General features: G+C 72.3%; 20 protein-coding genes and 1 pseudogene. 15 read left to right on the top strand and 6 right to left on the bottom strand.

What is annotated here, in order from left to right; translation table 11 throughout:
* Positions 1 to 3 precede the first annotated feature (3 nt).
* Positions 4 to 1,569, top strand: coding sequence for a flavodoxin reductase (locus tag H577_RS0102445; RefSeq protein WP_029144604.1), 1,566 nt, complete (start codon positions 4 to 6; stop codon positions 1,567 to 1,569).
* Here the strand turns inward: H577_RS0102445 and H577_RS0102440 are convergent.
* From H577_RS0102440 to gndA, 3 genes are all read right to left on the bottom strand, one after another.
* Positions 1,563 to 3,077, bottom strand: a complete 1,515-nt coding sequence (locus tag H577_RS0102440) for an ATP-binding protein (RefSeq protein ID WP_036283305.1) — start codon at positions 3,075 to 3,077, stop codon at positions 1,563 to 1,565. The genes H577_RS0102445 and H577_RS0102440 overlap by 7 nt on opposite strands.
* Positions 3,074 to 3,808: a response regulator transcription factor gene (locus H577_RS0102435; protein ID WP_245570310.1), complete on the bottom strand. Its 735-nt coding sequence runs from the start codon at positions 3,806 to 3,808 to the stop codon at positions 3,074 to 3,076. Before H577_RS0102435 ends, H577_RS0102440 begins: the two co-directional genes overlap by 4 nt.
* A gap of 74 nt (positions 3,809 to 3,882) precedes the next feature.
* Positions 3,883 to 5,349, bottom strand: coding sequence for an NADP-dependent phosphogluconate dehydrogenase (gene gndA, locus H577_RS0102430; protein ID WP_036283302.1), 1,467 nt, complete (start codon positions 5,347 to 5,349; stop codon positions 3,883 to 3,885).
* A 143-nt stretch (positions 5,350 to 5,492) separates the two neighbouring features.
* Between gndA and H577_RS0102425 the strand changes: the two genes are divergently transcribed.
* Positions 5,493 to 6,557 carry a D-2-hydroxyacid dehydrogenase gene (locus H577_RS0102425; protein WP_029144600.1) on the top strand — a complete coding sequence of 355 codons (1,065 nt, stop codon included), beginning with the start codon at positions 5,493 to 5,495 and terminating at the stop codon, positions 6,555 to 6,557.
* Between the two features lie 62 nt (positions 6,558 to 6,619).
* Here H577_RS0102425 and H577_RS18160 read toward each other — a convergent pair whose 3' ends face one another.
* Positions 6,620 to 6,742: a hypothetical protein gene (locus H577_RS18160; RefSeq protein WP_281166841.1), complete on the bottom strand. Its 123-nt coding sequence runs from the start codon at positions 6,740 to 6,742 to the stop codon at positions 6,620 to 6,622.
* Between the two features lie 232 nt (positions 6,743 to 6,974).
* On the opposite strand from H577_RS18160, the gene H577_RS0102415 reads away from it, so the two are divergent.
* The 4 genes from H577_RS0102415 to H577_RS0102400 all read left to right on the top strand — a co-directional run bounded on the left by H577_RS0102415 (position 6,975) and on the right by H577_RS0102400 (position 12,117).
* Entirely contained in the window at positions 6,975 to 7,583 is a 609-nt protein-coding gene (locus tag H577_RS0102415; protein ID WP_029144599.1) for a 50S ribosomal protein L25/general stress protein Ctc, read from the top strand.
* 64 nt (positions 7,584 to 7,647) lie between these two features.
* A complete protein-coding gene (pth, locus tag H577_RS0102410; protein ID WP_029144598.1) occupies positions 7,648 to 8,232 on the top strand; it encodes an aminoacyl-tRNA hydrolase in 585 nt (194 codons plus the stop codon).
* Between the two features lie 58 nt (positions 8,233 to 8,290).
* Positions 8,291 to 11,896: a transcription-repair coupling factor gene (mfd, locus tag H577_RS0102405; RefSeq protein ID WP_029144597.1), complete on the top strand. Its 3,606-nt coding sequence runs from the start codon at positions 8,291 to 8,293 to the stop codon at positions 11,894 to 11,896.
* A 35-nt stretch (positions 11,897 to 11,931) separates the two neighbouring features.
* On the top strand, positions 11,932 to 12,117 hold the full coding sequence (locus H577_RS0102400) for a DUF1918 domain-containing protein (RefSeq protein WP_029144596.1): 186 nt from the start codon (positions 11,932 to 11,934) through the stop codon (positions 12,115 to 12,117).
* 71 nt (positions 12,118 to 12,188) lie between these two features.
* On the opposite strand, the gene gdhA is transcribed toward H577_RS0102400, so the two are convergent.
* Positions 12,189 to 13,526, bottom strand: coding sequence for an NADP-specific glutamate dehydrogenase (gene gdhA / locus H577_RS0102395; protein WP_029144595.1), 1,338 nt, complete (start codon positions 13,524 to 13,526; stop codon positions 12,189 to 12,191).
* Between the two features lie 147 nt (positions 13,527 to 13,673).
* Here gdhA and H577_RS0102390 point away from each other — a divergent pair, with 147 nt between their 5' ends.
* Positions 13,674 to 14,273, top strand: a complete 600-nt coding sequence (locus tag H577_RS0102390) for a gamma carbonic anhydrase family protein (protein WP_029144594.1) — start codon at positions 13,674 to 13,676, stop codon at positions 14,271 to 14,273.
* A gap of 3 nt (positions 14,274 to 14,276) precedes the next feature.
* Here the strand turns inward: H577_RS0102390 and H577_RS0102385 are convergent, their stop codons facing one another.
* Positions 14,277 to 16,946 (bottom strand): phosphoenolpyruvate carboxylase, encoded by a 2,670-nt coding sequence (locus H577_RS0102385; protein ID WP_029144593.1) that lies wholly within the window; start codon positions 16,944 to 16,946, stop codon positions 14,277 to 14,279.
* A 145-nt stretch (positions 16,947 to 17,091) separates the two neighbouring features.
* Here H577_RS0102385 and H577_RS0102380 point away from each other — a divergent pair, with 145 nt between their 5' ends.
* From H577_RS0102380 to H577_RS17790, 8 genes and pseudogenes are all read left to right on the top strand, one after another.
* Positions 17,092 to 18,234 (top strand): Na+/H+ antiporter NhaA, encoded by a 1,143-nt coding sequence (locus tag H577_RS0102380; RefSeq protein ID WP_029144592.1) that lies wholly within the window; start codon positions 17,092 to 17,094, stop codon positions 18,232 to 18,234.
* A 173-nt stretch (positions 18,235 to 18,407) separates the two neighbouring features.
* A pseudogene (locus H577_RS18025) lies at positions 18,408 to 19,067 on the top strand (MazG nucleotide pyrophosphohydrolase domain-containing protein); the annotation flags it as partial.
* Between the two features lie 215 nt (positions 19,068 to 19,282).
* Positions 19,283 to 20,527: a histidine--tRNA ligase gene (locus tag H577_RS0102370; protein WP_029144591.1), complete on the top strand. Its 1,245-nt coding sequence runs from the start codon at positions 19,283 to 19,285 to the stop codon at positions 20,525 to 20,527.
* 69 nt (positions 20,528 to 20,596) lie between these two features.
* The gene (locus tag H577_RS0102365; protein WP_029144590.1) at positions 20,597 to 20,947 is read left to right on the top strand and encodes a GntR family transcriptional regulator; all 351 of its coding nucleotides are present in this window, start codon (positions 20,597 to 20,599) and stop codon (positions 20,945 to 20,947) included.
* Positions 20,944 to 21,987, top strand: a complete 1,044-nt coding sequence (locus H577_RS0102360) for a DUF1648 domain-containing protein (RefSeq protein ID WP_029144589.1) — start codon at positions 20,944 to 20,946, stop codon at positions 21,985 to 21,987. The genes H577_RS0102365 and H577_RS0102360 overlap by 4 nt, the downstream gene beginning before the upstream one ends.
* On the top strand, positions 21,984 to 22,946 hold the full coding sequence (locus tag H577_RS14800; RefSeq protein WP_051191622.1) for a CPBP family intramembrane glutamic endopeptidase: 963 nt from the start codon (positions 21,984 to 21,986) through the stop codon (positions 22,944 to 22,946). Before H577_RS0102360 ends, H577_RS14800 begins: the two co-directional genes overlap by 4 nt.
* 96 nt (positions 22,947 to 23,042) lie before the next feature.
* Positions 23,043 to 24,323 (top strand): phosphopyruvate hydratase, encoded by a 1,281-nt coding sequence (gene eno / locus H577_RS0102350; RefSeq protein WP_029144588.1) that lies wholly within the window; start codon positions 23,043 to 23,045, stop codon positions 24,321 to 24,323.
* A gap of 53 nt (positions 24,324 to 24,376) precedes the next feature.
* Positions 24,377 to 25,003, top strand: coding sequence for a septum formation initiator family protein (locus H577_RS17790; RefSeq protein ID WP_084515738.1), 627 nt, complete (start codon positions 24,377 to 24,379; stop codon positions 25,001 to 25,003).
* The last annotated feature ends 102 nt before the right edge of the window (positions 25,004 to 25,105 follow it).

Here is a 25,105-nt window from a genome sequence, read left to right as displayed (position 1 = left end):
GTCGTGCTCGCGTCACTGACGTCGCTGTGGAACCGCGGCTTCGCGGTCCTCGGCAAGATCTCGATGTACCGCCTGGCGCTGTACGCGCTGGGCGTGCTCACCGTCATCGCCCTGGGGCTCTCGCTGGCGGGCCTCGCCGGTCCGGGGCCGGGAGAGCTGCTGGCCGGCGGTGCGGTGCTGGTCGTGGTGTGCACGGCGGTGGATGCCGCCGCGCAGCGCCTGCTGCGTCTGCCGTGGCGTGTCGAGTCGTCGCTGATCACCGCCGCGATCCTGCTGTTCGTGCTGCGGCCCTCGGCCGACCCGATCGGGCTGTGCGGCATCGCGATCGCCGCGGCCGTGGCATCCGCCTCGAAATACGTCCTCGCGTGGCGGGGACGTCACGTGTTCAACCCGGCCGCGGTGGGTGCGACCGTGCTGACGCTGATCAGCGCGGGCACCGGCGCGGTGGCCCTGGGCGGCTCGTCGTGGTGGGTGGGGTCGCCGCAGTTCGGTCCGGTCGTGCTGTTGCTGGGCGTGGTGGTGCTGTGGCGCACCGAGAAGCTGCGGGTGATCGCCCTGTTCTGGGTGATCGCGCTGGTCACCGGCACGGTGGCGGTCGCGCTGGCGTACCGGGATGCCGGCGTGGACGTGGACGTGTGGCAGATCGTGTGGCAGCAGCTGTGGTCGTCGCCGCTGCTGTTTCTGGGCGCGTTCATGCTGTCGGAGCCGTTGACCCTGCCGCCGCGGCGCTGGCAGCAGCTGACGGTGGCGGCCGTGGTGGGTGTGCTTGTGGGCTGGGCGCCGCTGATCGGCTCCTCCGCGGTGAGCCTGGGCGCCGAGCGGGCGCTGCTGGTGGGCAACCTGCTCGCGTTCGCGTTCGCCGTGCGTGCCGCGGTGCGGCTGGTGTTCTCGGGCCGGCGTGAGATCACCCCGACGGTCGAGGAGCTGACCTTCCGCGCCGGTCGGGGGTTCTCGTTCACCGCCGGCCAGTTCCTCGAGCTCGACGTGCCGCACCGCCGTCCCGACGCGCGCGGCACCCGGCGGGAGTTCTCCATCGCCTCGGCACCCGACGATCTGCCCGAGGTGCGCATCGCGTTCCGGCGCGGATCGCAGTCGACCTACAAGAAGGCGCTGGCTGCGGTGAGCCCGGGAACGGCGCTGGCGGTGACCGGCGTGTGGGGTGACTTCGTGCTGCCGCGGCATCCCGCCGGGCGCCTGCTCATGGTCGCCGCCGGCATCGGCGTGACCCCGTTCGTGTCGCAGCTGCGCCACCTGACCGCGATCGGTCAGCAGCGCGACATCGTCGTGGTGTATGTGGCCTCGGATGCCTCGGAGCTGGCGTTCCGCGATGACCTGGCAGCCGCCGGGGTGCGGGTGGTGGTGTTCACCCGTGACCGTCCGGCCGACCTGCCCGCGCACTGGGAGTGGGCCGGCGGCGTGCGGCTGGATGCGGCGGGCCTGCAGCGGTTCGTCCCCGACCTGGCGCAGCGGCACGCCTACGTCTCGGGCCCGGCGGGGCTGATCGCCGACCTGGCGCCTGCGCTCGAGCGGGCCCGCTCGATCACCACCGACGCGTTCAGCGGTTACTGAGCCGGTACGGCTGCGGCATCCGTCGCCGGTGTCTCGGCCGGGTCGGCGGGGCGGGCCGGCAGCCGCACCTCGAACGTGGTGTCGCCGGGGGTGCTGTGCACGGTGATCGTGCCGTGGTGCGCGTGCACGATCGCGCGCGCGATCGACAGGCCCAGGCCCGTGCCGCCGGTGTGCCGGGCCCGCGACCGGTCGCCGCGGGCGAACCGTTCGAACAGCTCGGCGGCGACCGCGGGGTCGACGCCGGGGCCGTCGTCGTGCACACGCAGCACCGCATCGGCTCCGTCCCGGGCGACGGTGGTGGTCACCGTCGTGCCGGCGGGGGTGTGCGTCCGGGCGTTGGCGAGCAGGTTCGCGGCGACCTGGTGCAACCGGGCGGCATCGCCGGCGATCACCACCGGCACCTCGGGCACGTCCACGATCCAGTGGTGCCCGCCGCCGGCCGCCTGGGCGTCGCCGGTCGCCTCGACCGCCAGGCGGGTGAGGTCGACGGTGCCGAACACGAGCTCCTGGCCCTCGTCGAGCCGGGCCAGCAGCAGCAGGTCTTCGACCAGCGCGGTCATCCGCAGGCTCTGCGCCTGGATGCGCTCCAGCGCCTGCTCGGTGGTCTCGCTCAGCGACGGGTCGCGCAGCGACAGCTCCGAGTAACCGCGGATCGAGGCGAGCGGGGTGCGCAGTTCGTGGCTGGCGTCGGCGACGAACGCGCGCATCCGCTCCTCGTTGCGCTGGCGCGCCTGCAGCGACGTGCCGACGTGGTCGAGCAGGGTGTTCAGCGCGGCACCCACCCGGCCGATCTCGGTGCGCTCGTCGACCTGGTCGGCGGGAACCCGCTCCGAGATCGACACGTCGCCCTGCGCCATCGGCAGCCGTGCCACCCGGGTGGCGGTGTCGGCCACCGCCCGCAGCGGCTGCAGACCGTGCCGGATCACCACCGCGATGGCGGCGGCCAGCAACAGCAGGCCGCCCAGGGTCACCAGCGCGACCGTGGTGAGGATCTGCGCGATGGTCTCGTCGACCTCGCTCAGCGGCAGGCCGCCGGCGAGGGCGTAGGCGTCGCCCACGCTGCCCTTGTGCAGTCGGTACGGTCCCAGCGAGTCCACCGACACCGTCGCGGTCAGTTCGTGCTGCAGGCTCGTCGCGACCTGCTCGACCTGACGGCTCGACAGGGGCCGCACCACCCCGGTGGTGTCGACGTAGGCGCCGTCGGGCGCGCCGCCGGCGGCCTGCACGACCAGCAGGAACCCGGGTTGGCGGGGGGAGTTCTGCAGGGTCTGGTAGGCCACCATCGAACCGGCGGCGATGGTGGTGGGCGGCAGGCCGCGCTGCACCACGACACCGGTCACGTCGCGCACCTTGGTGTCGAGGTTCTGCTGCAGGATGCCGCCGAGGATCGCGCTCGTGGCCAGGGCGACCGCCGCCAGGATGAGGGCGACGATGCCGATCACCGTCGCCATCAGCCGGGTCTGCAGACTCAGCCGGCCTCGGCCGGCCGACGGCGCGGGTGCGGTCACTGGGGTGCTTTGATCATGTAGCCGACGCCGCGCACGGTGTGGATCAACGGCTCTTCGCCCTGGTCGATCTTCTTGCGCAGGTACGAGATGTACAGCTCGACGACGCTGGACCGGCCGCCGAAGTCGTAGTTCCAGACCCGGTCGAGGATCTGTGCCTTCGACACCACGCGGCGCTGGTTGCGCATCAGGTAGCGCAGCAGTTCGAACTCGGTCGCGGTCAGTTCGATCGACCGCCCCGCGCGGTCGACCTCGTGGCTGTCTTCGTTCAGTGAGAGGTCGCCCACCCGCAGGATCGGCTCGGCCTCGACCGCCTGGGCGGTGCCGGCGCGGCGCATCAGGCCGCGCAGCCGGGCGACCACCTCTTCGAGGCTGAACGGTTTGGTGACGTAGTCATCGCCGCCGGCGGTGAGCCCGGCCACCCGGTCGCCGACGGAGTCCTTCGCGGTCAGGAACAGCACCGGTACGTTGTTGCCGCTGTGCCGCAGCCGCTGCAGCACGCTCATGCCGTCGAGGTCGGGCATCATGATGTCGAGCACCATCGCGTCCGGCGTGTAGTCGCGGGCGGCCTGCAGCGCCTCGAACCCGCTGGCGGCGGTGCGCACGTCCCAGCCCTCCATGCGCAGGGCCATCGACAGCAGGTCGGTGAGCATCTGCTCGTCGTCGACGACGAGGATGCGGGGGGCCGCGCCGTCGGCGCGGTGCAGGGCAGTGCCGGAAGCGGTCATCGTCATGCCCTCGATTCTCGTCGGTCGACTGTGAGGTCCCTATGGACCAGCCTATGCGCCGCCTGTGAGTTTGGACAGGACTAGTGGGTGTCTTCGGCGGTGACCTCGGTGCGGTCGCCCGACCACAGCGTGTGGAACGTGCCCTCCCGGTCGATGCGCCGGTAGGTGTGCGCGCCGAAGAAGTCGCGCTGGCCCTGGATGAGCGCGGCCGGCAGTCGGTCGGCGCGCAGCCCGTCGTAGTAGGCCAGCGACGACGAGAACGCGGGCGACGGGATGCCGGCGGCTGCCGCGTCGGCGACCACGCGCCGCCAGGCGGACTGGGCGCGGCCGAGCGCCGCCACGAAGTACGGCGCGGTCAGCAGCACCTGCAGGTCGGGGGTCTGTGCGTACGCATCGGCGATGCGATTGAGGAACTGGGCGCGGATGATGCAGCCGCCGCGCCAGATGCGGGCGACCGCCCCCAGGTCGATGTTCCAGCCGTACTGTGCGGCGCCGGCGCGGATCTCGTCGAAGCCCTGCGAGTAGGCGACGATCTTCGAGGCGAACAGGGCCTGCCGTACGTCTTCGATGAACGCGGCCGGGTCGTCGACCTGCAGCGTCTGCGCCGGCCCCGGCAGGTGCGCGGCGACGGTGCGCTGCTCGGGGTGGCTGGACAGCGACCGGGCGAACACCGCCTCGGCGATGCCCGAGACCGGAACGCCGAGGTCGATGGCGGTCTGCACCGTCCAGCCGCCGGTGCCCTTGGCGCCGGCCTGGTCGACGATGACGTCGACCAGCGGACGCGAGGTCGCGGCATCCTGCTGTCGCAGCACCTCGGCGGTGATCTCGATGAGGTACGACTCCAGCTCGCCGCGGTTCCACTCGGCGAACACGTCGGCGATCTGCGCAGGGGTGTACCCGGTGCCGCGGCGGATGAGGTCGTACGCCTCGGCGATCAGCTGCATGTCGGCGTACTCGATGCCGTTGTGCACCATCTTGACGAAGTGGCCGGCGCCGTCGTGGCCGACGTGGGTGACGCACGGCTCACCCTCGGCGACCGCGGCGATCGAGCGCAGGATCGGCCCGAGGGTCACCCACGACTCGTCCGAGCCGCCCGGCATCAGCGACGGGCCGAGCAGGGCCCCCTCCTCGCCGCCCGAGACGCCCATGCCGACGAAGTTGATGCCGGCCTCGCGCACCGCCTTCTCGCGGCGGATGGTGTCGGTGAACAGGGCGTTGCCGCCGTCGACGATGATGTCGCCGGGCTCGAAGACGCTGACCAGCTCGTCGATCACGGCGTCGGTGGCCGCGCCGGCCTTGACCATGATGACGGCGGTGCGGGGCACGGTCAGCGCGGCGGCGAACTCCTGGTACGAGAAGGTCGGCACGAACCCGGCCTCGGGGTGCGCGGCCAGCAGCTCGTCGGTCTTGGCCCGGCTGCGGTTGTAGACGGCCACCGTGTTGCCCTCGCGCGAGGCGAGGTTGCGGGCGAGGTTCGAGCCCATCACCGCCAGACCGATGACGCCGATGTTGGCCGTGGGCTTCGCGCTCGACTCGGACACGCACACTCCTTGAGGACGGGATTCGGGTTCGGTCTCAGCGTACCCGGCGGCACGAGCGGTGTGTCAGGACGTCACCGCTCGGCGACGAACCGGCGGGCGACCGCGATGTCGCGCTCGCCGAGGCCCCTGTACGGGCCTACAGTGTCGTCATGGCCGACCGGACGAACCCCGAAACCCTGCGCGTGGCCGTCGCCGTGCCGCTTCGCGAAGACCTGTGCCGGCTGATCGAGACGCTCGAGCCGCGTATCGAGTTGATCCATGACGCGAGCCTGACGCCGCCGATGCGGGGGCCGGCGGACTGGTCGGGCGATCCCGATTACACGCGCACGCCCGCCCAGCAGCGTGCCTTCGAGGCGATGGTGGACGGCGCCGATGCGCTGTTCGGCATCCCCGACGTCGACCCGGCGGCGTTGGCGCGCACCGTCGCCGCGAATCCGCGGCTGCGCTGGGTGATGACCACGGCCGCCGGCGGCGGAAGCCAGGTCAAGGCCGCGGGTCTGGAGCGGGCGGCGCTCGAGCGCATCGTCTTCACGACCAGCGCCGGCGTGCACGGCGGTCCGCTCGCGGAGTTCGCGGTGTTCGGGGTGCTCGCCGGTGCCAAAGACCTGCCGCGGCTGCAGGCCGATCAGCGCGAGCGGCGTTGGCCGGATCGGTGGGAGATGCGCCAACTCGACGAGCTCACGGTGCTCGTGGTCGGCCTCGGCGGCATCGGCGCGGAATGCGCCCGCCGGTTCGACGCGCTCGGCGCCCGGGTCTGGGGGACCACACGCTCGGGTACCCCGGTGGACGGCGTCGACCGGCTCGTGCACATGGACGAACTGGCCGAGGTCGCGGGCGAGGTCGACGCCATCGTGGTGACCCTGCCCGGCACCGACCAGACGCACCACCTGATCGGCGAGGACGTGCTCGCCCGGGTACGCCCGGGGACCATCCTGGCCAGCGTCGGCCGCGGCACCGTGGTGGACGAGGCGGCGCTGCGCCGCGCCCTGGACGACGGCCGGATCGGGTTCGCGGCGCTGGACGTGTTCGAGACCGAGCCGCTGCCGCACGACTCGCCGCTGTGGACGCACCCACGGGTTCTGGTCAGCCCCCATACCGCTGCACTCAGCGACAAGGAGGAGGAGCGGATCGCCCGCCGCTTCGCCGAGAACGCCACACGCCTGCTCGACGGCAAGCCGTTGCGCGCCGTGGTCGATACGGTCGAGTTCTACTGAGCGGTCATGCAGCGGCTCGTGCCGCAGCCCGACACATGCGGCCGGCCCGGCGGCGCCGCGGGTCAGTGCTTGCGGTAGTTCTGCCGGCCCAGGTGCCAGAACGAGGCGACCACACCCACGACGCCGAGCACGACCACCAGGCCCACATACCCCAGCAGCAGGTCCGAGGCGAGCTGTGCGTTCATGTGTTCCTCCTGGTCACGGGGCAGACGTCGTCTTCATGCTACCGGGTCGCCTGGTAGACTCGGACCCGCAACTTCGGCGAGGGATGCCGCGCCCCGCGGCGCGCATCCGTGATCGACGCGGTGACGCAGGCCCTGCGGCTTTGTTCACGCACAGTTCACGCACGCGCGTTCGAGTTGAACACAGACCCCGACACACAGGACCTGCCACCGGCGGTCCGCAAGGAGAACACACATGTCCGAGGACACCAAGGTCGTCGCCGAGCTGCGCGAGAACTTCGGCAAGGGCTTCGCCCGCCGTCTGCGCGCCGCCGGCAAGATCCCCGCCGTCATCTACGGCCACGGCACCGACCCGGTGCACGTCGCCCTGCCCGGCCACCAGGTCTCGCTGCTCGTGCGCCGCGCCAACGCGCTGCTCGAGCTCGACCTGAACGGTACCGAGCACCTCACCCTCGTCAAGGATGTGCAGAAGGATCCGGTGCGCCAGATCATCGAGCACATCGACCTGCTGGTCGTGAAGAAGGGCGAGAAGATCCAGGTCGAGGTGCCCGTCGTGCTCGTGGGCGAGTCGGCCCCCGGCACCATGGTCAACCTCGACACCACGACGCTGCGGCTCGAGGTCGAGGCCACGCACATCCCCGAGCACATCGAGGTCAGCGTCGAGGGCCGTGAAGAGGGCGAGCACATCACCGCCGGTGCCATCGCGCTGCCCAAGGGCGCCGCGCTCACCGACGACCCCGAGCTGCTGATCGTCGCGGTCTCGGTTCCGGCCGCCGCCGAGGCCGAGGCCGAGACCGAGGAGGCGCCCGCCGAGGCCGCCGCCGCGGAGCCCGCCGCCGAGTGATCGTCGTCACGTCGAGGGGGTGCGCGTGGCGTACCCCCTCGACGCGTTCCGGGGAGGAGATCGGATGCCGCAGACCTGGCTGGTGGTCGGCCTGGGCAACCCCGGGCCGCAGTACGAGCTGACCCGCCACAACGTCGGCCAGATGGTCGTCGACGAGCTGGCACGCCGCCGCGGCGAGGGCTTCCGCACGCACAAGGCCAACGCCCGGGTGGCCGAGACCTGGCTGCGCCCGGGCGGACCGAAGATCGTGCTGGCCAAACCGCACACGTTCATGAACGTGTCGGGCGGCCCGGTCGCGGGCCTCGCCCGCTTCTACGGCATCGACCCGGCGCACATCATCGTCGTGCACGACGAGCTCGACATCCCGTTCGACGCCATCCGACTGAAGACCGGCGGTGGGCACGGCGGGCACAACGGCGTGCGCGATGTGGCCAAGGCGCTGGGCACACCCGACTTCACGCGGGTGCGGGTCGGCATCGGACGCCCGCCGGGGCGTCAGGACCCGGCCGACTGGGTGCTCGCACCCTTCTCGGGCACCGACCGCGCCGGATTGCCGGTGCTGGTGGCCGACGCGGCCGACGCGGTCGAGCAGGTCATCGACGAGGGCCTGCTCGCCGCGCAGCAGCGTCACCACGCCCCCCGGGCGTGACGGTGCGCCCGGGCGCCGGCGCGGCAGGCGTGTCCGCGCCGCCGCGTAGACTCCTGGAGTGACAGTTCCCGGGATCGCGCGCGCCCTCGCGCAGGCCGAAACCGTGCGGGACGCGCTGGCTGCGGCATCCGTGGACACCGACCTGTCTCTGGTCGAAGGACTCGACGCGCCCGTGCTCGCCGCGCTCGTCGAACGCCGCCGCGAGGCCGGTCGACCGCCGGCGCTGCTGGTGATCACGCCCACGGGGCGGCGGGCGGATGCCATCGGCCCGGCGTTGCAGGCGTTGATGCCGGGCGCCGCCGTGCTGCACTTTCCCGCGTGGGAGACCCTGCCGCATGAGCGGCTGAGCCCCAGCGCCGAGACCGTCGGGCGGCGCCTGGAGGTGCTGCGTCGGGCGCGGGAGTGGGCGCAGTCCGATCCGGACCTGCGCGCACCGCTCGTGGTCACCGCCTCGGTGCGCGCCGCACTGCAGCCGCTGGCGGCCGGGCTCGACGAGGCCGAGCCGCTGGTGCTGCGCGCCGGGGCGCGCACCCACGAGCTGCGCGAGATCGCCGCGATGCTCGTGGAGCGCGCCTACCACCGGGTCGACATGGTGTCGCGGCGCGGCGAGTTCGCCGTCCGCGGCGGCATCCTCGATGTGTTCCCGCCGACCGCCGACCACCCGTTCCGCGTCGAGTTCTTCGGCGACGAGGTCGACCAGATTCGGGCGTTCTCGGTCGCCGACCAGCGTAGCCTGCCCGGCGACGTGCGCGAGGTGCGGCTGCTTCCCAGCCGCGAACTGCTGCTCACCGAGGCGGTGCGAGACCGCGCCCGCGAGCTCGCCGAACGGTCACCGGCACTGCGGGGCATGCTCGAGAAGATGGCCGAGGGCATCCCCGCCGAGGGCATGGAGTCACTCACTCCCGCGCTCGTGGACGAACTGGTCACGCTCGTGGACTACCTGCCGCACGGAACCGCGGTCGCCGTCGTCGACCCCGAGCGCGCGGTCACCCGGGCGCTCACCCTCGCCGAGACCAACCGCGAGTTCCTCGAGGCGGCCTGGAGCGCCGCGACCGCCGGGGGACAGGTGCCCGTCGACCTCGGCTCGGGTGACTTCGTCACGCTGCGCGACCTGCACGAGGCCGCCGCCGCGCGCAGTGGCGTGTGGTGGACACTCAGCGCGTTCGACTCCGGTGCCGCCGACGCCGCCGACGAGGGGCTGACCGCGGCGGACGGCGCGGTGCGTGTGCCCGGCCGGCCGGTGCCCTCGTTCCAGGGCAACATCGACGGCGCCAGCGCACACGTGGGCGAGCTGCTCGCCCAGGGCTACCGGGTGATCGTGGCGACGTCGGGGGCGGGACTGGCCGATCGTGCGCGTGACGTGCTCGCCGAGCGGGGGTTCGCCGCCCGCCGCGTCGACGAGGTGCTCGAGGCCCCCGAGCCGCAGGTCGCGCACGTGGTGGTCGCGAGCCTGGAACGCGGGTTCGTGTGCGAGCCGGCGCGGTTGGCGGTGCTCACCGAGTCGGAGTTCTACGGCCGCACCGTCGGCACCGACACCCGCGGGGTGCGCAAGCTCGCCTCACGCCGGCGTGGCGTCGTCGACCCGTTGCAGTTGAAGGCGGGCGACTACGTCGTGCACGCCACCCACGGCATCGGCCGGTTCGTGGAGCTCACCCAGCGCGAGGTGTCCAGCGGCGGACGCAACCCGGTCAAGAGCACCCGCGAGTATCTGGTGTTGGAGTACGCGCCCAGCAAGCGCGGCTACCCCGGCGACAAGCTGTACGTGCCCACCGATCAGCTCGACCTGCTGTCGCGCTATGTCGGGGGCGAGGCGCCCGCCCTGTCGAAGATGGGCGGCAGCGATTGGGCGCAGGCCAAGGGGCGCGCCCGCAAGGCGGTGCGCGACATCGCCGTCGAGCTCGTCAAGCTCTACTCGGCGCGGATGGCGTCCAAAGGGCACGCGTTCGGGCCCGACACGCCATGGCAGCGCGAGCTGGAGGAGGCGTTCCCGTTCGCCGAGACGCCCGACCAGCTGCAGACGATCGACGAGATCAAGGCCGACATGGAAAAGCCCGTCCCCATGGACCGGCTGCTGTCGGGCGACGTCGGGTTCGGCAAGACCGAGGTGGCGGTGCGGGCCGCGTTCAAGGCGATCCAGGACGGCAAGCAGGTCGCCATGCTCGTGCCCACCACGCTGCTGGTCAAGCAGCACCTGGAGACGTTCACCGAACGGTTCGCGGGGTTCCCCGTGCAGGTGCGCCCACTGTCACGGTTCCAGACCGACAAGCAGGCACGGGACACACTGGCGGGCCTTGCCGACGGCACCGTCGACATGGTGATCGGCACGCACCGCATCCTCACCGAGAAGGTGGTCTTCCGCGACCTCGGACTGCTGGTCATCGACGAGGAGCAGCGGTTCGGCGTCGAGCACAAGGACGCCCTGAAAAAGCTCAAGGTCGGTGTCGACATCCTCGCGATGAGCGCCACCCCCATCCCGCGCACCCTCGAGATGGCGGTCACCGGCATCCGTGAGATGTCGACGCTGCAGACCCCGCCCGAAGACCGGCATCCGATCCTCTCGTACGTCGGCCCCCGCAACGACAAGCAGATCGCCGCGGCGATCCGGCGCGAACTGCTGCGCGAGGGCCAGGTGTTCTACGTGCACAACCGGGTGCAGTCGATCCAGCGGGTGGCCGCACACCTGGCCGAGCTGGTGCCCGAGGCGCGCATCGCCGTGGCGCACGGCCAGATGGGGGAGCACCAGCTCGAGCAGGTCGTCGACGACTTCTGGGAGCGCCGCGCCGACGTGCTGGTGTGCACCACCATCGTCGAGACCGGCCTGGACATCTCGAACGCGAACACGATCGTCATCGACCGGGCCGACAAGTACGGGCTCAGCCAGCTGCACCAGCTGCGCGGCCGCGTCGGCCGGGGCCGGGAACGGGCGTACGCGTACTTCCTGTACGACGAGAACAAGCCGTTGAGCGAGACGGCGGCCGACCGGCTCGAGACCATCGCCGTGAACAACGACCTGGGCTCGGGCATGCAGGTGGCGCTGAAGGACCTCGAACTGCGCGGGGCGGGCAACCTGCTGGGCGCGGAGCAGGCCGGGCACATCGCCGGGGTCGGGTTCGACCTGTACCTGCGCATGATCGGCGAGGCGGTGTCGTCGTTCCGCGGGGAGCAGACCGAGGGGCCCGCCGAGCTGCGGCTCGAACTGCCGGTGCAGGCGCGCATCCCCGAGTCGTACATCGACAGCGAACGGCTGCGGCTCGAGGCCTACCAGAAGCTCTCGGCCGCGGCATCCGCCACTGCCACCGACGAGGCGATCGACCTCGTGGTCGACGAGCTGCGCGACCGGTACGGTGAGCTGCCGGCCGAGGTCGAGGGCCTGGTCGCGATGGCCCGGCTGCGGCGGCGCGCCGCGCAGGCCGGGCTGTCGGATGTGGTGGCGATGGGTCCGAACCTGCGGGTCGCGCCGGCGAACCTGCCCGACTCGATGCGGGTGCGGCTGCAACGGCTGCACCCGAAGGCGAAGCTCGTCGCCGGCGGCGAGGCGATGGTGGTGCCGCTGCCGACCTCCGACGGCGACCGCGCCGGCGATGCCGAGCTCATCGCGTGGGTGCGACAGCTGCTCGACCAGCTGTTCCCGCTGCCGGCACACACCCCCTCGCCCGCAGCGTGACGCCGTCGTATCGTAAAGACGGAGGTGTTTCGACGATGAGTACCGCGGTAGGGGATCGTGTGCGCATCCACGGCCGCACCGTTGATGCGGCCGAGCGGATCGGTGAGGTGATCGAGATCCGGGGCACCGGTGACGCGCCGTTGCTGGTGGTGCGGTTCGACGACGGGCACGAGGCGGTCTTGGCGCCCGGCACGGACTGCGAGATCACGCACGCCGACTGAGGCGCGAACGCACCGACGGCGGGCGCTTTCGCCCGGCGCGGCGCGAGCGGGCGCGGCGTGAGCCGAGCGCGTCAGATGACGCCCTGGGCGAGCATCGCCGCCGCGACGCGCTCGAAGCCGGCGCAGTTGGCGCCGACCACATAGTCGCCCTCGTGTCCGTAGCGACGGGCGGCGGTGAAGGATGCCGCGTGCACGTCGCGCATGATGCCGCGCAGGCGGTGCTCGCTGTCGGCGAAGCTCCACTTCTCGCGCCCCGCGTTCTGGGTCATCTCCAACGCCGAGGTGGCCACCCCGCCCGCGTTCACCGCCTTGCCGGGCCCGAACAGCACGCCGGCGGACTGGAACTGCTCGACCGCGTCGGGGGTGGAGGGCATGTTCGCCCCCTCCGCCACCGCGCGCACGCCGTTCTCGACCAGGGCCCGTGCATCCAACGCGTCGATCTCGTTCTGCGTCGCCGAGGGGATCGCGACATCCATCGGCACCTCCCACGGCTTCGCGCCCTCCACGAAGCGGGCGCCGGGTCGGCGCGCCGCGTACTCCGAGATGCGCACCCGCTCGACCTCTTTGAGCTGCCGCAGCAGGTCGACGTCGATGCCGGCCTCGTCGATGACGTAGCCCGACGAATCGGATGCGGTGATGGGCAGCCCACCGAGCTGGCGGGCCTTGTCGATCGCGTAGATCGCGACATTGCCCGATCCCGACACGCCCACGCGCTTGCCCTCGAGCGTCTCGCCGTGCACCGCGAGCATCTCCTGTACGAAGAACACCGCGCCGTAACCGGTCGCTTCGGTACGCACCTCGGCGCCACCCCATCCGGTGCCCTTGCCGGTGAGCACGCCCGACTCGTGTCGGTTGACCAGCCGCCGGTACTGCCCGAACAGGTAGCCGATCTCGCGTCCGCCGACGCCGATGTCGCCGGCGGGCACGTCGGTGTGCTCGCCGATGTGCCGGTACAGCTCGGTCATGAACGCCTGACAGAACCGCATCACCTCGGCGTCGCTGCGCCCGTGCGGGTCGAAGTCGCTGCCGCCCTTGGCGCCGCCGATGCCCTGGCCGGTGAGCGCGTTCTTGAAGATCTGCTCGAACCCGAGGAACTTGACGATCGACAGGTTCACCGAGGGGTGGAAGCGCAGCCCGCCCTTGTAGGGACCGAGCGCGGAGTTGAACTGGATGCGGTAGCCGCGGTTGACGTGCAGCGACCCGTCGTCGTCGGTCCAGGGCACGCGGAACATGATCTGCCGCTCCGGTTCGACGATCCGGTCCAGGATTCCGGCATCCACGAATTCGGGATGCTCGTCGAGCACCGGCCCGATCGAGTCCAGCACCTCGTGCACGGCCTGCAGGAACTCCGGCTCGTGCGGGTTACGGGCCACGACGGCGTCATAGACGGAGGCGACGGAGGACGGCAGAGCAGTGAGAGTCGTGGTCACGGGGAAGACTTTCTGGCCGGATACGAGTGCGGACACGCACGGGGCGTGAACCTGCTCACTCTACCGGCGCTACGCTGGCGCTCAGGCGGACCGTCGTAACAAACCACCGCGACACAGGGAGCGCACATGCTGTTCGAACACCTCCAGGCCGCACCCCGGATCGACCCGTCCGCGGTCATCGCCCCAACCGCGGTGGTCAGCGGCGACGTCACCATCGGACCGGACTGCCAGGTGCTGCACGGCGCCGTGATCACCTCCGAGGGCGGGCCGATCACCCTGGGCGCGAGCGTCATCGTGATGGAGAACGCGCTGATCCGTGCCAGTGCCACCAACCCGGTGCACATCGGCGACCACACGCTGGTGGGTCCGATGGCGAGCATCTCGGGCGCGGTCATCGGCGACGAGGTGTTCCTGGCCACCGGCATCCGCGTCTTCAACGGCGCACACATCGACGACGGATGCGAGGTGCGCATCAACGCCGTCGTGCACCTGCGCACCCACCTGCCCGAGCGCACCGTGGTGCCGATCGGCTGGGTGGCCGTGGGCGACCCGGCGCAGATCCTGCCCGCCGGCGAGCACGAGCGCATCTGGGCCGAACAGCAGGAACTCGACTTTCCCGGCTACGTGTTCGGACTGGACCGCGAGACCCCCGACCTCATGGTGCAGCTGACCGAACGGTACGGCCGCAGCCTCGCCCGCCACGCCGACGACCGGCGGGTGGACTGACCCTCACCCGGTGTTCTGCAGTCCGGCCGAGACGCCGCTGACCGCCAGCAGCAGCAGCCGCTCCTGATCGGGATCGGGCTCCGTCCCGTCCTGCGCCCGCAGCGCGCGCAGCGCCCGCAGCTGCAGCAGTGAGAGCGCGTCGACGTACGGGGCGCGCAGGGTGACCGCGCGCTGCAGGATCGGCTTGTCGGCCAGCAGGTCGTCGACGTCTTTGACCAGCGCCACCCATCGGCGGGTGAGGGCCATCTCCTCCAGCACCAGTGCGGCCAGGTCGTCGCGGTCGCCGAGCGCGAGGTAACGGCCGGCGATGCGCTCGTCGGTCTTGGCCAGGCTCATCGCCACGTTGTCGATCATGGTGCGCAGCAGCGGCCAGTCCCGGTATGCCTCGCGCAGCCGCGACACGTCGCCGACGGCGTGCAGCGCGGTGCCCAGCCCGAACCAGCCGGCCAGGTTGATGCGGGCCTGCGACCACGAGAACACCCACGGGATCGCCCGCAGATCCTCGAGCGACGACACCGACAGGCCACGACGGGCCGGGCGCGAACCGAGGGCGAGCCGGCCGATCTCCTCCATCGGGGTCACCGTCGCGAACCACCCGGCGAAGCCGTCGGCGTGCACGAGCTCGAAGAACCGGGCGCGGGATGCGGCATCCATCGCCTGGGCGACGTCGGCGAAGCGGTGCGAGGCCTCGCTGTTGCGGCGCTGCACCGACGGCGCCCAAGCGAGCAGGGTGGCGGCCGCGACCTGGTCGATGTGCCGCATCGCGATCGCCGGCTCGCCGTAGCGGGCGAAGATCACCTCGCCCTGCTCGGTGAGCTTGAACCGGCCGTCGACCGAGTGCGGCGGCTGCGCGAGGATCGCGCTGTTGGCCGGTCCGCCGCCGCGGCCGAGCGCGCCGCCGCGGCCGTGGAACAGGGTGAGCACGATGTGCTCGCGCTGCGCCCACGCGGCGATCCGCTCCTGCGCCTCGTACAGCGCCAGGGTCGCCGCGACCGGGCCGACGTCCTTCGACGAGTCCGAATAGCCGAGCATGACCTCGAGCCGGTTGCCGGTCTGGGCGAGCCTGTCACGGAACTCGGGACGGGTGACGACCTCGGCGAGCACATCGGGGGCCGCCTGCAGGTCGGCGAACGTCTCGAACAGCCCGATGACGTCGAGCACCGGCGCCGGCGAACCGTCCGCCGTCGCGTACGCGGCCAGGCGGTGCACCGCGACCAGGTCGTCGGCCGACCGCGTGAACGACACGATGTAGCGTCCCGCCGCGGCGCGCCCGTGCCGTTGCTGGATCTGCGCGATCGCCCGGAACGTGGCCAACACCTCGTCGGTCTGCGCGCTGCGCGGCGCACCGGCGTCGAGCTCGGCGAGCACCGCCGCGTGCACGGCCGAGTGCTGGCGCACCTCGAGCTCGGCGAGGTGGAAGCCGAACGTCTGCACCTGCCAGATCAGCTGCTGCAGGTGCCCGTACGCGGCGCGCTGGGCGCCGGCGGCGACCAGCGACTCCTGCACGATGCGCAGGTCGGCCAGCAGCGCATCCGGGTCGGGATAGGCGAGGTCGGCGTTGCGGGCCCGGGTGGCGGCGATCCGCCGGGCGATCATCAGCAGCACGCGGCGGTGCGGTTCGTCGGGGGAGCTCTGCGCCACGAGCTCGGCGGTCTGCCCGTCGAGGTCGCGGTACCGCTGCCAGAGCGCGGTCAGGGCGTCGCCGGGCGGCGTGTCGGCGGCATCCAGTGTCAGCGTGCGACCCACCCGCTCGGCCGCCTGCTCGAGGGCGCGCAGCGCGTGGTCGCCGGCGATCGCCGCCGCGGTGCGGGTGACCGCCGCGGTGACGAAGGGGTTGCCGTCGCGGTCGCCGCCCACCCAGGTGCCCAGCCGCACGAATGGCGGCACCTGCGGCGCGGCCCGTCCGGCCCGGCCGGCCTGCAGCGCGTCGTCGGCGCGGCGGTAGACGTGCGGCACCCCGGTGAACAGGGTCTCGTCGAACACGCTGGTGACCGTGCTCACCTCGTCCACCGGCGACGGCTTGGCGGGGCGCAGCGGCGCGGTGCGCCACAGGATGTCGATCTCTTCGAGCATGCGCCGGTGTGCACGACGCCGGTCGGCGCCGTCGGGCACGGCGGCATCGTGCGTGTCGAGCAGGGCGGCCAGGCGCCGGATGCTGGAGGACACGGCACGTCGGCGGGCCTCGGTCGGGTGCGCGGTGAACACCGGATGAAAGCGCAGACCGGCCAGATGCTCGCGCGCCCGCGCCTCGCCGATCTCGGCCGACAGCCGCACGAACGCGGCGGCCACCGAGTCGCCGGCGTCCTCACGGTCGGGTCGGCCGTCGCGCTCGCGCAGCACCCGGACGCGCTGATGCTCCTCGGCGAGGTTCGCGAGGTGGAAATAGCAGGTGAACGCGCGTGCCACCTCGTCGGCTCGGGCGACCGAGAACGACTCGGCGATCTGCACCGCCTGTTCGAACGCGTCGGCGGTGCCCTCGGTGCGCGCCCGGATCGTGGCGACCCGGAGCCGTTCGACGTCGTCGTACAGGCCCGGCGAGCCGGACTCGCGCAGTACCTGGCCGAGCAGCTCGCCGAGCAGCCGCACGTCGGCACGCATGCGCTCGGGCAGCTCGTCGGCCGACTCGTACCGGCCGACGAGGGCGATCGCCTCGGTGGGGGTGGGTTCGCGCATCCATTTACGCTAGCGGCGCCGGGCGTCGCGTTCGTGCCGCGTTACCGGCCGGCGTCCGGGCTCGCCCGATACGATGGGGCGTGGTGTGCCGGGAAGTCTGGTCGGCGCGCGTCGGAGTTCCGACGCGTCGATCATCGGAGGTGCCATGACCCTGCTGCGCTCTGCGCGTTTTCCGGCTGTCCTGTTGCTGGCGGCGGCCGCGTGCGGTCTGTTGCTGGCCAACACTCCCGCCGCCGACGCGGCGTTCGCGGTGCAGCACGTCCACCTGGGCATCCCGGGCACCCCGTTCTGGCTCGACGTCGGCGAGTGGATCGCCGACGGACTGCTCGCGGTGTTCTTCTTCGTGGTGGCGGTGGAGCTGCAGTTCGAGCTGACCGCCGGTGAGCTGCGCAGCGCCCGCCGCGCCGTGCTGCCGGCGATCGCGGCGGCCGGCGGCGTGATCGTGCCCATCGCGCTGTACCTGGTGGTCGCGGTACCCGGTGACGCGGCGGCGGGTTGGCCGGTGCCCACCGCGACCGACATCGCGTTCGCGCTGGGTGTGCTGGCGGTGTTCGGCAAGGGGCTCCCGTCCGGTCTGCGGGTGTTCCTGCTCGCTCTGGCGATCCTCGACGACATCATCGGCATCGTCTTCATCGCCGTGCTGTTCGCCCACGACGTCCAGTTCGGGATGCTCGTCGTCGGTGTGGTGCTGGTCGCGGTCTTCGGCGTGCTCAGCCGCATGCTGGGCGGACGCGGCAGCCGCACGATCGCTGTGGTCATGGTGGTGGTGGCGGTGGCCGCGTGGGCGGCGGTGCTGGCCTCGGGCGTGCACGCCACGATCGCGGGCGTGATGCTGGGCCTGGCGATCGCGCAGCGGCCCGGCCTGCGCGCCCGGCACGCGCTCGAGCCGTGGGTGAACGGGCTGATCCTGCCGGTGTTCGCGCTCTCGGCCGCGCTCGTGGCGATCCCGTCCGTGGGCGGCGGCCTGTCAGCGGCGTTCTGGGGCATCCTCATCGCGCTGCCGGTGGGCAAGATCGTGGGGATCGCCGGTGCAGGCTGGATCGCGCAGCGCGCGCTGCGCGTGCCGGCCGCGTCGCGTCTGGCCATGGGCGACCTGGTCGCCGCCGGAGCACTGGGCGGAATCGGGTTCACGGTGTCGCTGTTGCTGGCGAACCTCGCGTTCGCGGCGACGCCGCTCGTGGGCGACGAGGCCGTGCTGGGCGTGCTGGGCGGATCGGTGATCTCGCTCGTGCTCGCGGCGGTGGTGGTGTCGTGGCGGGCGCGCCACCACCGGAGGGCTGCGGCATGATCGGGCCGAAGGCATCCGGGCGCGGGCCGGAGGCATCCGGTGGGTCCGGGCGGGAGGCATCCGGCGCGCTCGGGCCTGAGGCATCCGGCGGGCTCCGGCCGGAGGCATCCGGAGCGACCGGGCCCGAGGCATCCGGTGCACGAGGCGACCGGCTGCGCGAGGCCGCCCAGGTGATGCGCGCGGTGCGCGAGCGCTGCGTGTGGACGGCGCAGATCACCCACCGCGACCTGGTGCCGTATCTGATCGAAGAGAGCGCCGAGCTCATCGACGCGGTCGAGACCGGTACGAGGGCCGAGCTGCGCGAAGAGCTCGGCGACCTGCTGTGGCAGGTGCTGTTCCATGCCGAGATCGCGGCCCGCGACCCGGACGACCCGTTCGACATCGACGATGTGGCCGCGGGCCTGGCCGGCAAGATGGTGCGTCGCCATCCGCACGTGTTCGGCGACGCCGTCGCCCGCACCCCCGACGAGGTGCTGGTGTTGTGGAACGCGGCCAAGGCCGCCGAGAAGCACGAGCGCCGCTCGGTACTGGACGGCGTGAGCGAGCGGATGCCGTCGCTCGCACTCGCACAGAAGCTGCTCGCGCGCGTGGCGGCGCTGCCCGAGACAGCGAGAATCGCGATCCCGGCCGAGAATCGCCGCGATGCAGCGATTGTCGACCGCGATGCCGATTCTGGGATCGGCGCGGTCGACGAACCGGCCACCGAGGTCGAGCTCGGCGACGCGCTGCTGGCCCTGGTCGCGCTCGCGCGCGAACGCGGGTGGGACGCCGAGCGGGCGCTGCGCGAGCGGTTGCGCGCGCTGACCGACGCAGTGCGTGACGCCGAGGCATCCGTCACCGGTGCAGCGGGGGAGTCGCCCGGCGCCGACGCGGCGGCCGGGGTATCCAGCGCCGATCCGGAGGTCGAGGCATCCGTCGCCGCCCGCGACCCCGAGGCATCCGTCACCGGCGGGGCGGGGGAGTCGCCCGGCGCCGAGCCTGCGGCCGAGGCATCCGCCGGCGACCTGGAAGAATAGCGGTCGTGCCCTCCGTGAACCCGCCGCGCGGCATGCGCGACTTCCTGCCCGCCGACAAGGCCCGCCGCGAGCGTGTGCTCGCCGTCATCCGCGAGCGCTACCGCGCCCACGGCTTCGACGAGATCGAGACGCCGGTGATGGAGGAGTACGGCCGGCTGCACGCCGGCATCGGCGGCGACAACGAGAAGCTCGCGTACAACGTGCTGCGCCGTGGGCTCGACGCCGACGCGATCCGCAAGGCCGCCGACGATCCCGCGCGACTGACCGATCTGGGACTGCGCTACGACCTCACCGTGCCGCTGGCCCGGTTCTACGCCAGTCACCGCGCCGAACTGCCGGCGGTGTTCCGGTCGATCCAGATCGCGCCGGTGTGGCGCGCCGAGCGGCCGCAGAAGGGCCGCTATCGCCAGTTCGTGCAGTGCGACATCGACATCATCGGCGACGCATCCGCGCGCGCCGAGGCCGAGCTGGCGATCGCGACGCTCGACACGCTCGACGCGCTCGGCCTTCACGGCGGCGGCATCCGCATCAACGACAGGCGGCTGCTGGACTGGATGCTGGCGGGCTTCGGGTTCGCCGACGCCGAACGGGCGGGCGTGCTGATCACGATCGACAAACTCGACAAGATCGGCCCCGACGGGGTGGCCGCCGAGCTGCGCGAGCGCGGGGCGACGGCGGCTGCGGTGGACGCGTTCGAGGCGTTCCTGCGCCGGAGGCAGGCCGAGGCCGGCGTCGGGTTCGGCGAAGCGCAGATTCGCGCGGCCCTGCCCGAACAGGCGCCCGACGACGTGGTGGCGCACCTGGCCGGCATCGGCGAGGCGGTGGCGGCCGCCCGCGGCGAGGTGCCGCTGGTGTTCGATCCGTTCCTGGTGCGCGGTATGGGCTACTACACCGGCACGATCCTCGAGCTCGCGCACCCGAGCGTGACCTACTCGCTCGGTGGCGGCGGCCGCTACGACGGCATGATCGGGCGGTTCCTCGGCCAGGACGTGCCCGCGGTCGGCTTCTCGATCGGCTTCGAGCGCATCGTCGACCTGGTCGCGCAGACACCGGATGCCGCGGCCGAAGCGATCGTGCTGGTGCACGACCGCGATGTGCCGGTGGCTGAACTGGTCGCCCACAAGGCCCGGCTGGTCGCCGGCGGTGCGCGGGTGCGGCTGGAGACCCGGACGAAGAACCTCACCGGACTGCTCGCCAGGGCCACCGCCGACGGCTACACCGCGTTCGCGACGGTGGCGGCCGGGCAGGCCGAGCTCACCCTCAAGCCGCTGGGCTGACGCCGGCCGCGCAGCCGGCGCGGTGGCGCGGCCCGGCCGCCGTTGTTCTAGTTGCGCTAGAGTCTTGGCATGCTGATCCGGATCGATCCCGCGAGCGGGGCGCCGCTGTTCGCGCAGGTGGCGGCGTCGGTGCGGGCCGAGATCGCCTCGGGCCGGGCCCGCCCGGGTGACCGGCTGCCCGCGGCCCGCGAGGTCGCGGCATCCCTCGGCGTCAACGTGCACACCGTGCTGCGCGCCTACCAGCAGCTGCGCGACGAGGGTCTGGTCGACATGCGGCGCGGGCGCGGCGTGGTGGTGACGGATGCCGCGGGCCCGCTCACCGATCTGGCGCAGGACGTGCGTGCGCTGGTGGCCCGGGCGGCGACGCTGGGCTTCTCGCCGGCCACGCTGGCCGCGCTGGTGCAGGAGGCGCACGCGTGAGCGCGGCGGTGCGACGGGCGCGTCGGGCGTTCGTCTGGGTGGGGGTCGTGCTGCCGGCGGCGATCACGCTGGTCTCGTCGGTGGTCATCGCGATGTGGCTGCCGCAGCTGCCGGACCCGGCCGCGACGCACTGGTCAGGCAACGGCCCGGACGGGTTCGGGCCGGCGTGGACCTTCCTGGTGGTCGGTGCCGGGGTGCCGGCGGCGATGATCGTGCTGTCGACCGTCGTGGTGGCGGTGGCGCACCGGTCCGGCCGCACCGGGCCGCCGTGGTCGCAGACGGCGCGGTTGCTGGGGGCGACGACGCTCGGGCTCAGCGCCATGATGGCGGTCATGATGCTCTCGGCGGTCGGTGTCCAACGAGGGCTGACGGATGCCGCCGAGGCACCCGAGGACGGCGGGTGGGTGCTGGTGGGTTTCGCGGCGATGGCCGCGGCGGGGGTCGCCGGATGGTTCCTGCAGCCGGCGGTGCCGCCTCAGGATGCGGCGCGGCCGGGTGAGAGCGCCCCGCTCGAGCTGGCACCGGACGAGCGTGCGGTGTGGACCGCGGTGGCCACGACCGGGCTTGCGGGCCGGATCGTCTTGGCGGTGGTGGTGCTGATCCCGCTGGTCACCGCCGTGCTGATGTGGGTAGGGGGCGAATCGGCATGGTGGATCACCGCCGTCATCGGAGTGGTGCTGCTCGGGTTGCTGGCGACGATGCTGACGTTCCGGGTGCGCGCGTCGCGGCAGGGCCTGCGGGTGCGATCGGCGGCCGGGTGGCCGCGGTTCGAGGTGCCGTTGGACGACATCGTCGCGGTGCGCACCGTGTCGGTGCACCCGTTCGCCGAGTTCGGCGGGTGGGGGCTGCGCTACGGGATGGACGGCCGGTTCGGAGTGGTGTTGCGCACCGGGGACGGCATCGAGGTGGACCGGCGGGACGGCCGTCGGTTCGTGGTGACGGTCGATGACGCCGGGACGGGCGCGGCGTTGCTGAACGGATTGCGTGAGCGGGAGGCATCCACCCCCGCCGCTGACGACAAGGGGGACAGAACGGAATGAGCGACGAGGTGCGGGGCCGGGTGGCGTGGCCGGCGGTGATCGTGTTCGTGGTGGCGGCGTGCGCGCTGGCATGGCTGATCGCCCTGCCGCTGTGGGTGTCGGGACAGGGGCTGGTGTCGCCGTGGGCCGGTGCCGTGCTTCCGGCGATGATGCTCACGCCGACCGTGGCGATGCTGATCGCGGTGTTCGCCCTGCGCACACCGCGCACGGACCGGCTGCGGTTCTTGGGCATGTGGCCGCTGCGGCCCGCGGGTCGGTTCGTCGGGATGCTCGTCGTCGGGCTGTTCGGCCCGATCGTCGTGGTGGGCGTGACGACGCTGCTGGCCGGGGCGTTCGGACTGGTGCGGCTGGATCTGGTCGGGTTCTCGGGCTTCGCCGAGCAGCTGCGGGCGGCGTTGCCGGAGTCCACGCCGCTGCCGCCGGTGGGGATGCTGGTGGCGGTGCAACTGGCGATGATCCCGTTCGCGGCGCTGTTCAACAGCGTGCTCGCGGCGGGGGAGGAGCTCGGCTGGCGCGGATGGCTGCTGCCGGCGCTGCGGCCACTGGGCACCTGGCCCGCGCTGGTGATCAGCGGCGCGATCTGGGGGTTCTGGCACACGCCGATCATCCTGCTCGGCTACAACTTCGGGCGCACCGACGTGACCGGGGTGCTGTTCATGATCGGCGGGTGCATCGCGTGGGGCGTGCTGCTGGGGTGGCTGCGCTTGCGCAGCGCATCGGTGTGGCCGGCGGTGCTCGCACACGGGTCGCTCAACGCCGTCGGCGGACTGGTGCTGATGCTGCGGGCATCGGGGGCACCGGCGGACCTGGCTCTCGTGGGCCCGCTCGGCGTTGTCGCGTGGGGCGTGCAGGCGGTCGTGGTGGTGGTGCTCGCGGTGACCGGGCAGTTCCGCCGGCAGCCGGCGCCGCGCCCGCCGAAGCAGCCGGCGGCCGGGACGCACGCGCTGCCCGGCAGGTGAGTGCGGCGCCCCGACGTCGCGTCGGGGTGATCGCTAGACTCGGGAGCGGACCGACGACGCTCCGTGATCCACCTCCCCACAACTCAAGGAGTCCCTGTGGCATATATCGAGGCTGTAGGCGCGCGCGAGATCCTCGACTCGCGCGGGAACCCGACCGTCGAGGTGGAGGTGCTGCTGGACGACGGAGTCGTGCAGCGCGCGGCCGTCCCCTCCGGCGCGTCCACCGGTGCGTTCGAGGCCTACGAACTGCGCGACGGCGACAAGGCCCGCTACGGCGGCAAGGGCGTACTCAAGGCCGTCGCCGCGGTGATCGACGAACTCGGCCCGGCCATCGAGGGCGAGGATGCCGCCGACCAGCGCATCATCGACGAGATCCTCATCGCCACCGACGGCACCGAGAACAAGTCCCGCTGCGGCGCGAACGCGATCCTCGGAGTGAGCCTCGCGGTGGCCAAGGCGGCGGCCGACAGTGCCGACCTGCCGCTGTTCCGCTACCTGGGCGGTCCCAACGCGCACGTGCTTCCGGTGCCGCTGTTCAACGTGATCAACGGCGGCGAGCACGCCGACAACGGCATCGACATGCAGGAGTTCTTCCTCGCCCCCATCGGGGCGGCGAGCTTCGCCGAGGCGCTGCGCTGGGGCGCCGAGACCTATCACGTGCTCAAGGGTGAGCTCAAGGCCGCCGGGTTCGCGACCGGACTCGGCGACGAGGGCGGCTTCGCGCCCGACCTGCCCAGCAACCGCGAGGGCCTCGACTTCCTCGTGAAGGCGATCGAGAAGGCCGGGTTCACCCCGGGCGCCGACATCGCCCTGGGCCTGGACGTGGCCGCCACCGAGTTCTTCAACGACGGCGTCTACCGCCTCGAGAACAAGGACTGGACGGCCGCCGAGCTCACCGAGTACTACGAAGGGCTGGTCGACGCCTACCCGATCGTGACGATCGAGGACGCCCTCGCCGAGGACGACTGGGACAACTGGAAGGCGCTCACCGAGCGCTTGGGGCGTCGGGTGCAGCTGGTCGGCGACGACCTGTTCGTCACCAATCCGGAGCGCCTCGCCAAGGGCATCGAGCTCGGCGTGGCCAACTCGCTGCTGGTCAAGGTGAACCAGATCGGCACCCTCACCGAGACGCTCGACGCGGTCGAACTGGCGCACCGCTCCGGCTACACCACGATGTTCTCGCACCGTTCCGGCGAGACCGAAGACACCACGATCGCCGACCTGGTCGTCGCAGTGAACTCGGGTCAGATCAAGAGCGGCGCGCCCGCCCGCAGCGAGCGCGTCGCGAAATACAATCAGCTTCTGCGCATCGAAGAAGAACTGGGCGACGCGGCGGAGTACATCGGCCGCGCGGCGTTCCGGCGCTTCACGAACTGACGCTCACCGGCCGCACCGGCCGGACGAGGGCCGGCCAGACGAGAGGGGGAGCCGTGGCACGACGACCGGCTCCCCCTTCCCGTCCGCCGAAGCCCGGACCGGGCCGGGCCGCGGCATCCACCGACCGAGCGGCCGCCGCATCCACCACCGGCGGCCGGGGTCGGGATGCCACACCCGCAGCGCGGCGCCCGGTCGACGTGCGCGGGTGGTTGGAGGCGTCGCGCATCTCGGGGTTCACCGTGATCATGCTCGGCCTGGTCGTGCTCGGGGTGTTCGTGCTCGTGCCGACGGTGGGCACGTACATCTCGCAGCGTCAGCAGATCGCCGCGCTGGCGCAGTCGGTGCAGGTGACCAAGGACGAGGTCGCCGACCTGCAGCGGCAACGCGCACGCTACAAGGACCCCGCGTACATCACCGCGCAGGCCCGCGAGCGGCTGTACTACGCCAACCCCGGCGAAGTGATCTATCTCGTCGACAACGACCTCGCCGACAGCGACGTGCCGCGCGAGAAGGCGCCGGTCAGCGACAAGCTGCAGGCGACGCAGACCGACTGGATGTCGCAGCTCGTACGCTCGGTCGCCGAGGCCGGGCTCGCCCGCAGCGCCACGGCCCCGTCCGAAGACACGTCCACGCGCACGCCGACACCCAGCCGCACTCCCGGCCCGACCGCGACCCGGTGAGCCGGCCCGCCCGCCGGCCGTACCCCGGTTGTCCGGCCGAGGCTCCAGGCCGGACGTGCCCGGGGCGGTCCGGCCCGGTCTCTGAGCGGGCCGTGCTCCGGT

This window comes from Microbacterium luticocti DSM 19459, from assembly GCF_000422405.1.
Taxonomy (GTDB): domain Bacteria; phylum Actinomycetota; class Actinomycetes; order Actinomycetales; family Microbacteriaceae; genus Microbacterium; species Microbacterium luticocti.
Note: the sequence above shows the minus strand (reverse complement) of the source record. Positions and strands in the feature narration are given on the sequence as shown.

Coding starts and splice junctions, on each gene's coding strand:
- H577_RS0102365 (WP_029144590.1), top strand. CDS start 20,597: ATGCTGATCCGGATCGATCCCGCGAGCGGGGCGCCGCTGTTCGCGCAG.
- H577_RS14800 (WP_051191622.1), top strand. CDS start 21,984: ATGAGCGACGAGGTGCGGGGCCGGGTGGCGTGGCCGGCGGTGATCGTG.
- H577_RS0102425 (WP_029144600.1), top strand. CDS start 5,493: ATGGCCGACCGGACGAACCCCGAAACCCTGCGCGTGGCCGTCGCCGTG.
- H577_RS0102435 (WP_245570310.1), bottom strand. CDS start 3,808: ATGACGATGACCGCTTCCGGCACTGCCCTGCACCGCGCCGACGGCGCG.
- pth (WP_029144598.1), top strand. CDS start 7,648: ATGCCGCAGACCTGGCTGGTGGTCGGCCTGGGCAACCCCGGGCCGCAG.
- H577_RS0102370 (WP_029144591.1), top strand. CDS start 19,283: ATGCGCGACTTCCTGCCCGCCGACAAGGCCCGCCGCGAGCGTGTGCTC.
- H577_RS0102380 (WP_029144592.1), top strand. CDS start 17,092: ATGACCCTGCTGCGCTCTGCGCGTTTTCCGGCTGTCCTGTTGCTGGCG.
- H577_RS0102390 (WP_029144594.1), top strand. CDS start 13,674: ATGCTGTTCGAACACCTCCAGGCCGCACCCCGGATCGACCCGTCCGCG.
- H577_RS0102415 (WP_029144599.1), top strand. CDS start 6,975: ATGTCCGAGGACACCAAGGTCGTCGCCGAGCTGCGCGAGAACTTCGGC.
- H577_RS0102400 (WP_029144596.1), top strand. CDS start 11,932: ATGAGTACCGCGGTAGGGGATCGTGTGCGCATCCACGGCCGCACCGTT.
- H577_RS18160 (WP_281166841.1), bottom strand. CDS start 6,742: ATGAACGCACAGCTCGCCTCGGACCTGCTGCTGGGGTATGTGGGCCTG.
- H577_RS0102385 (WP_029144593.1), bottom strand. CDS start 16,946: ATGCGCGAACCCACCCCCACCGAGGCGATCGCCCTCGTCGGCCGGTAC.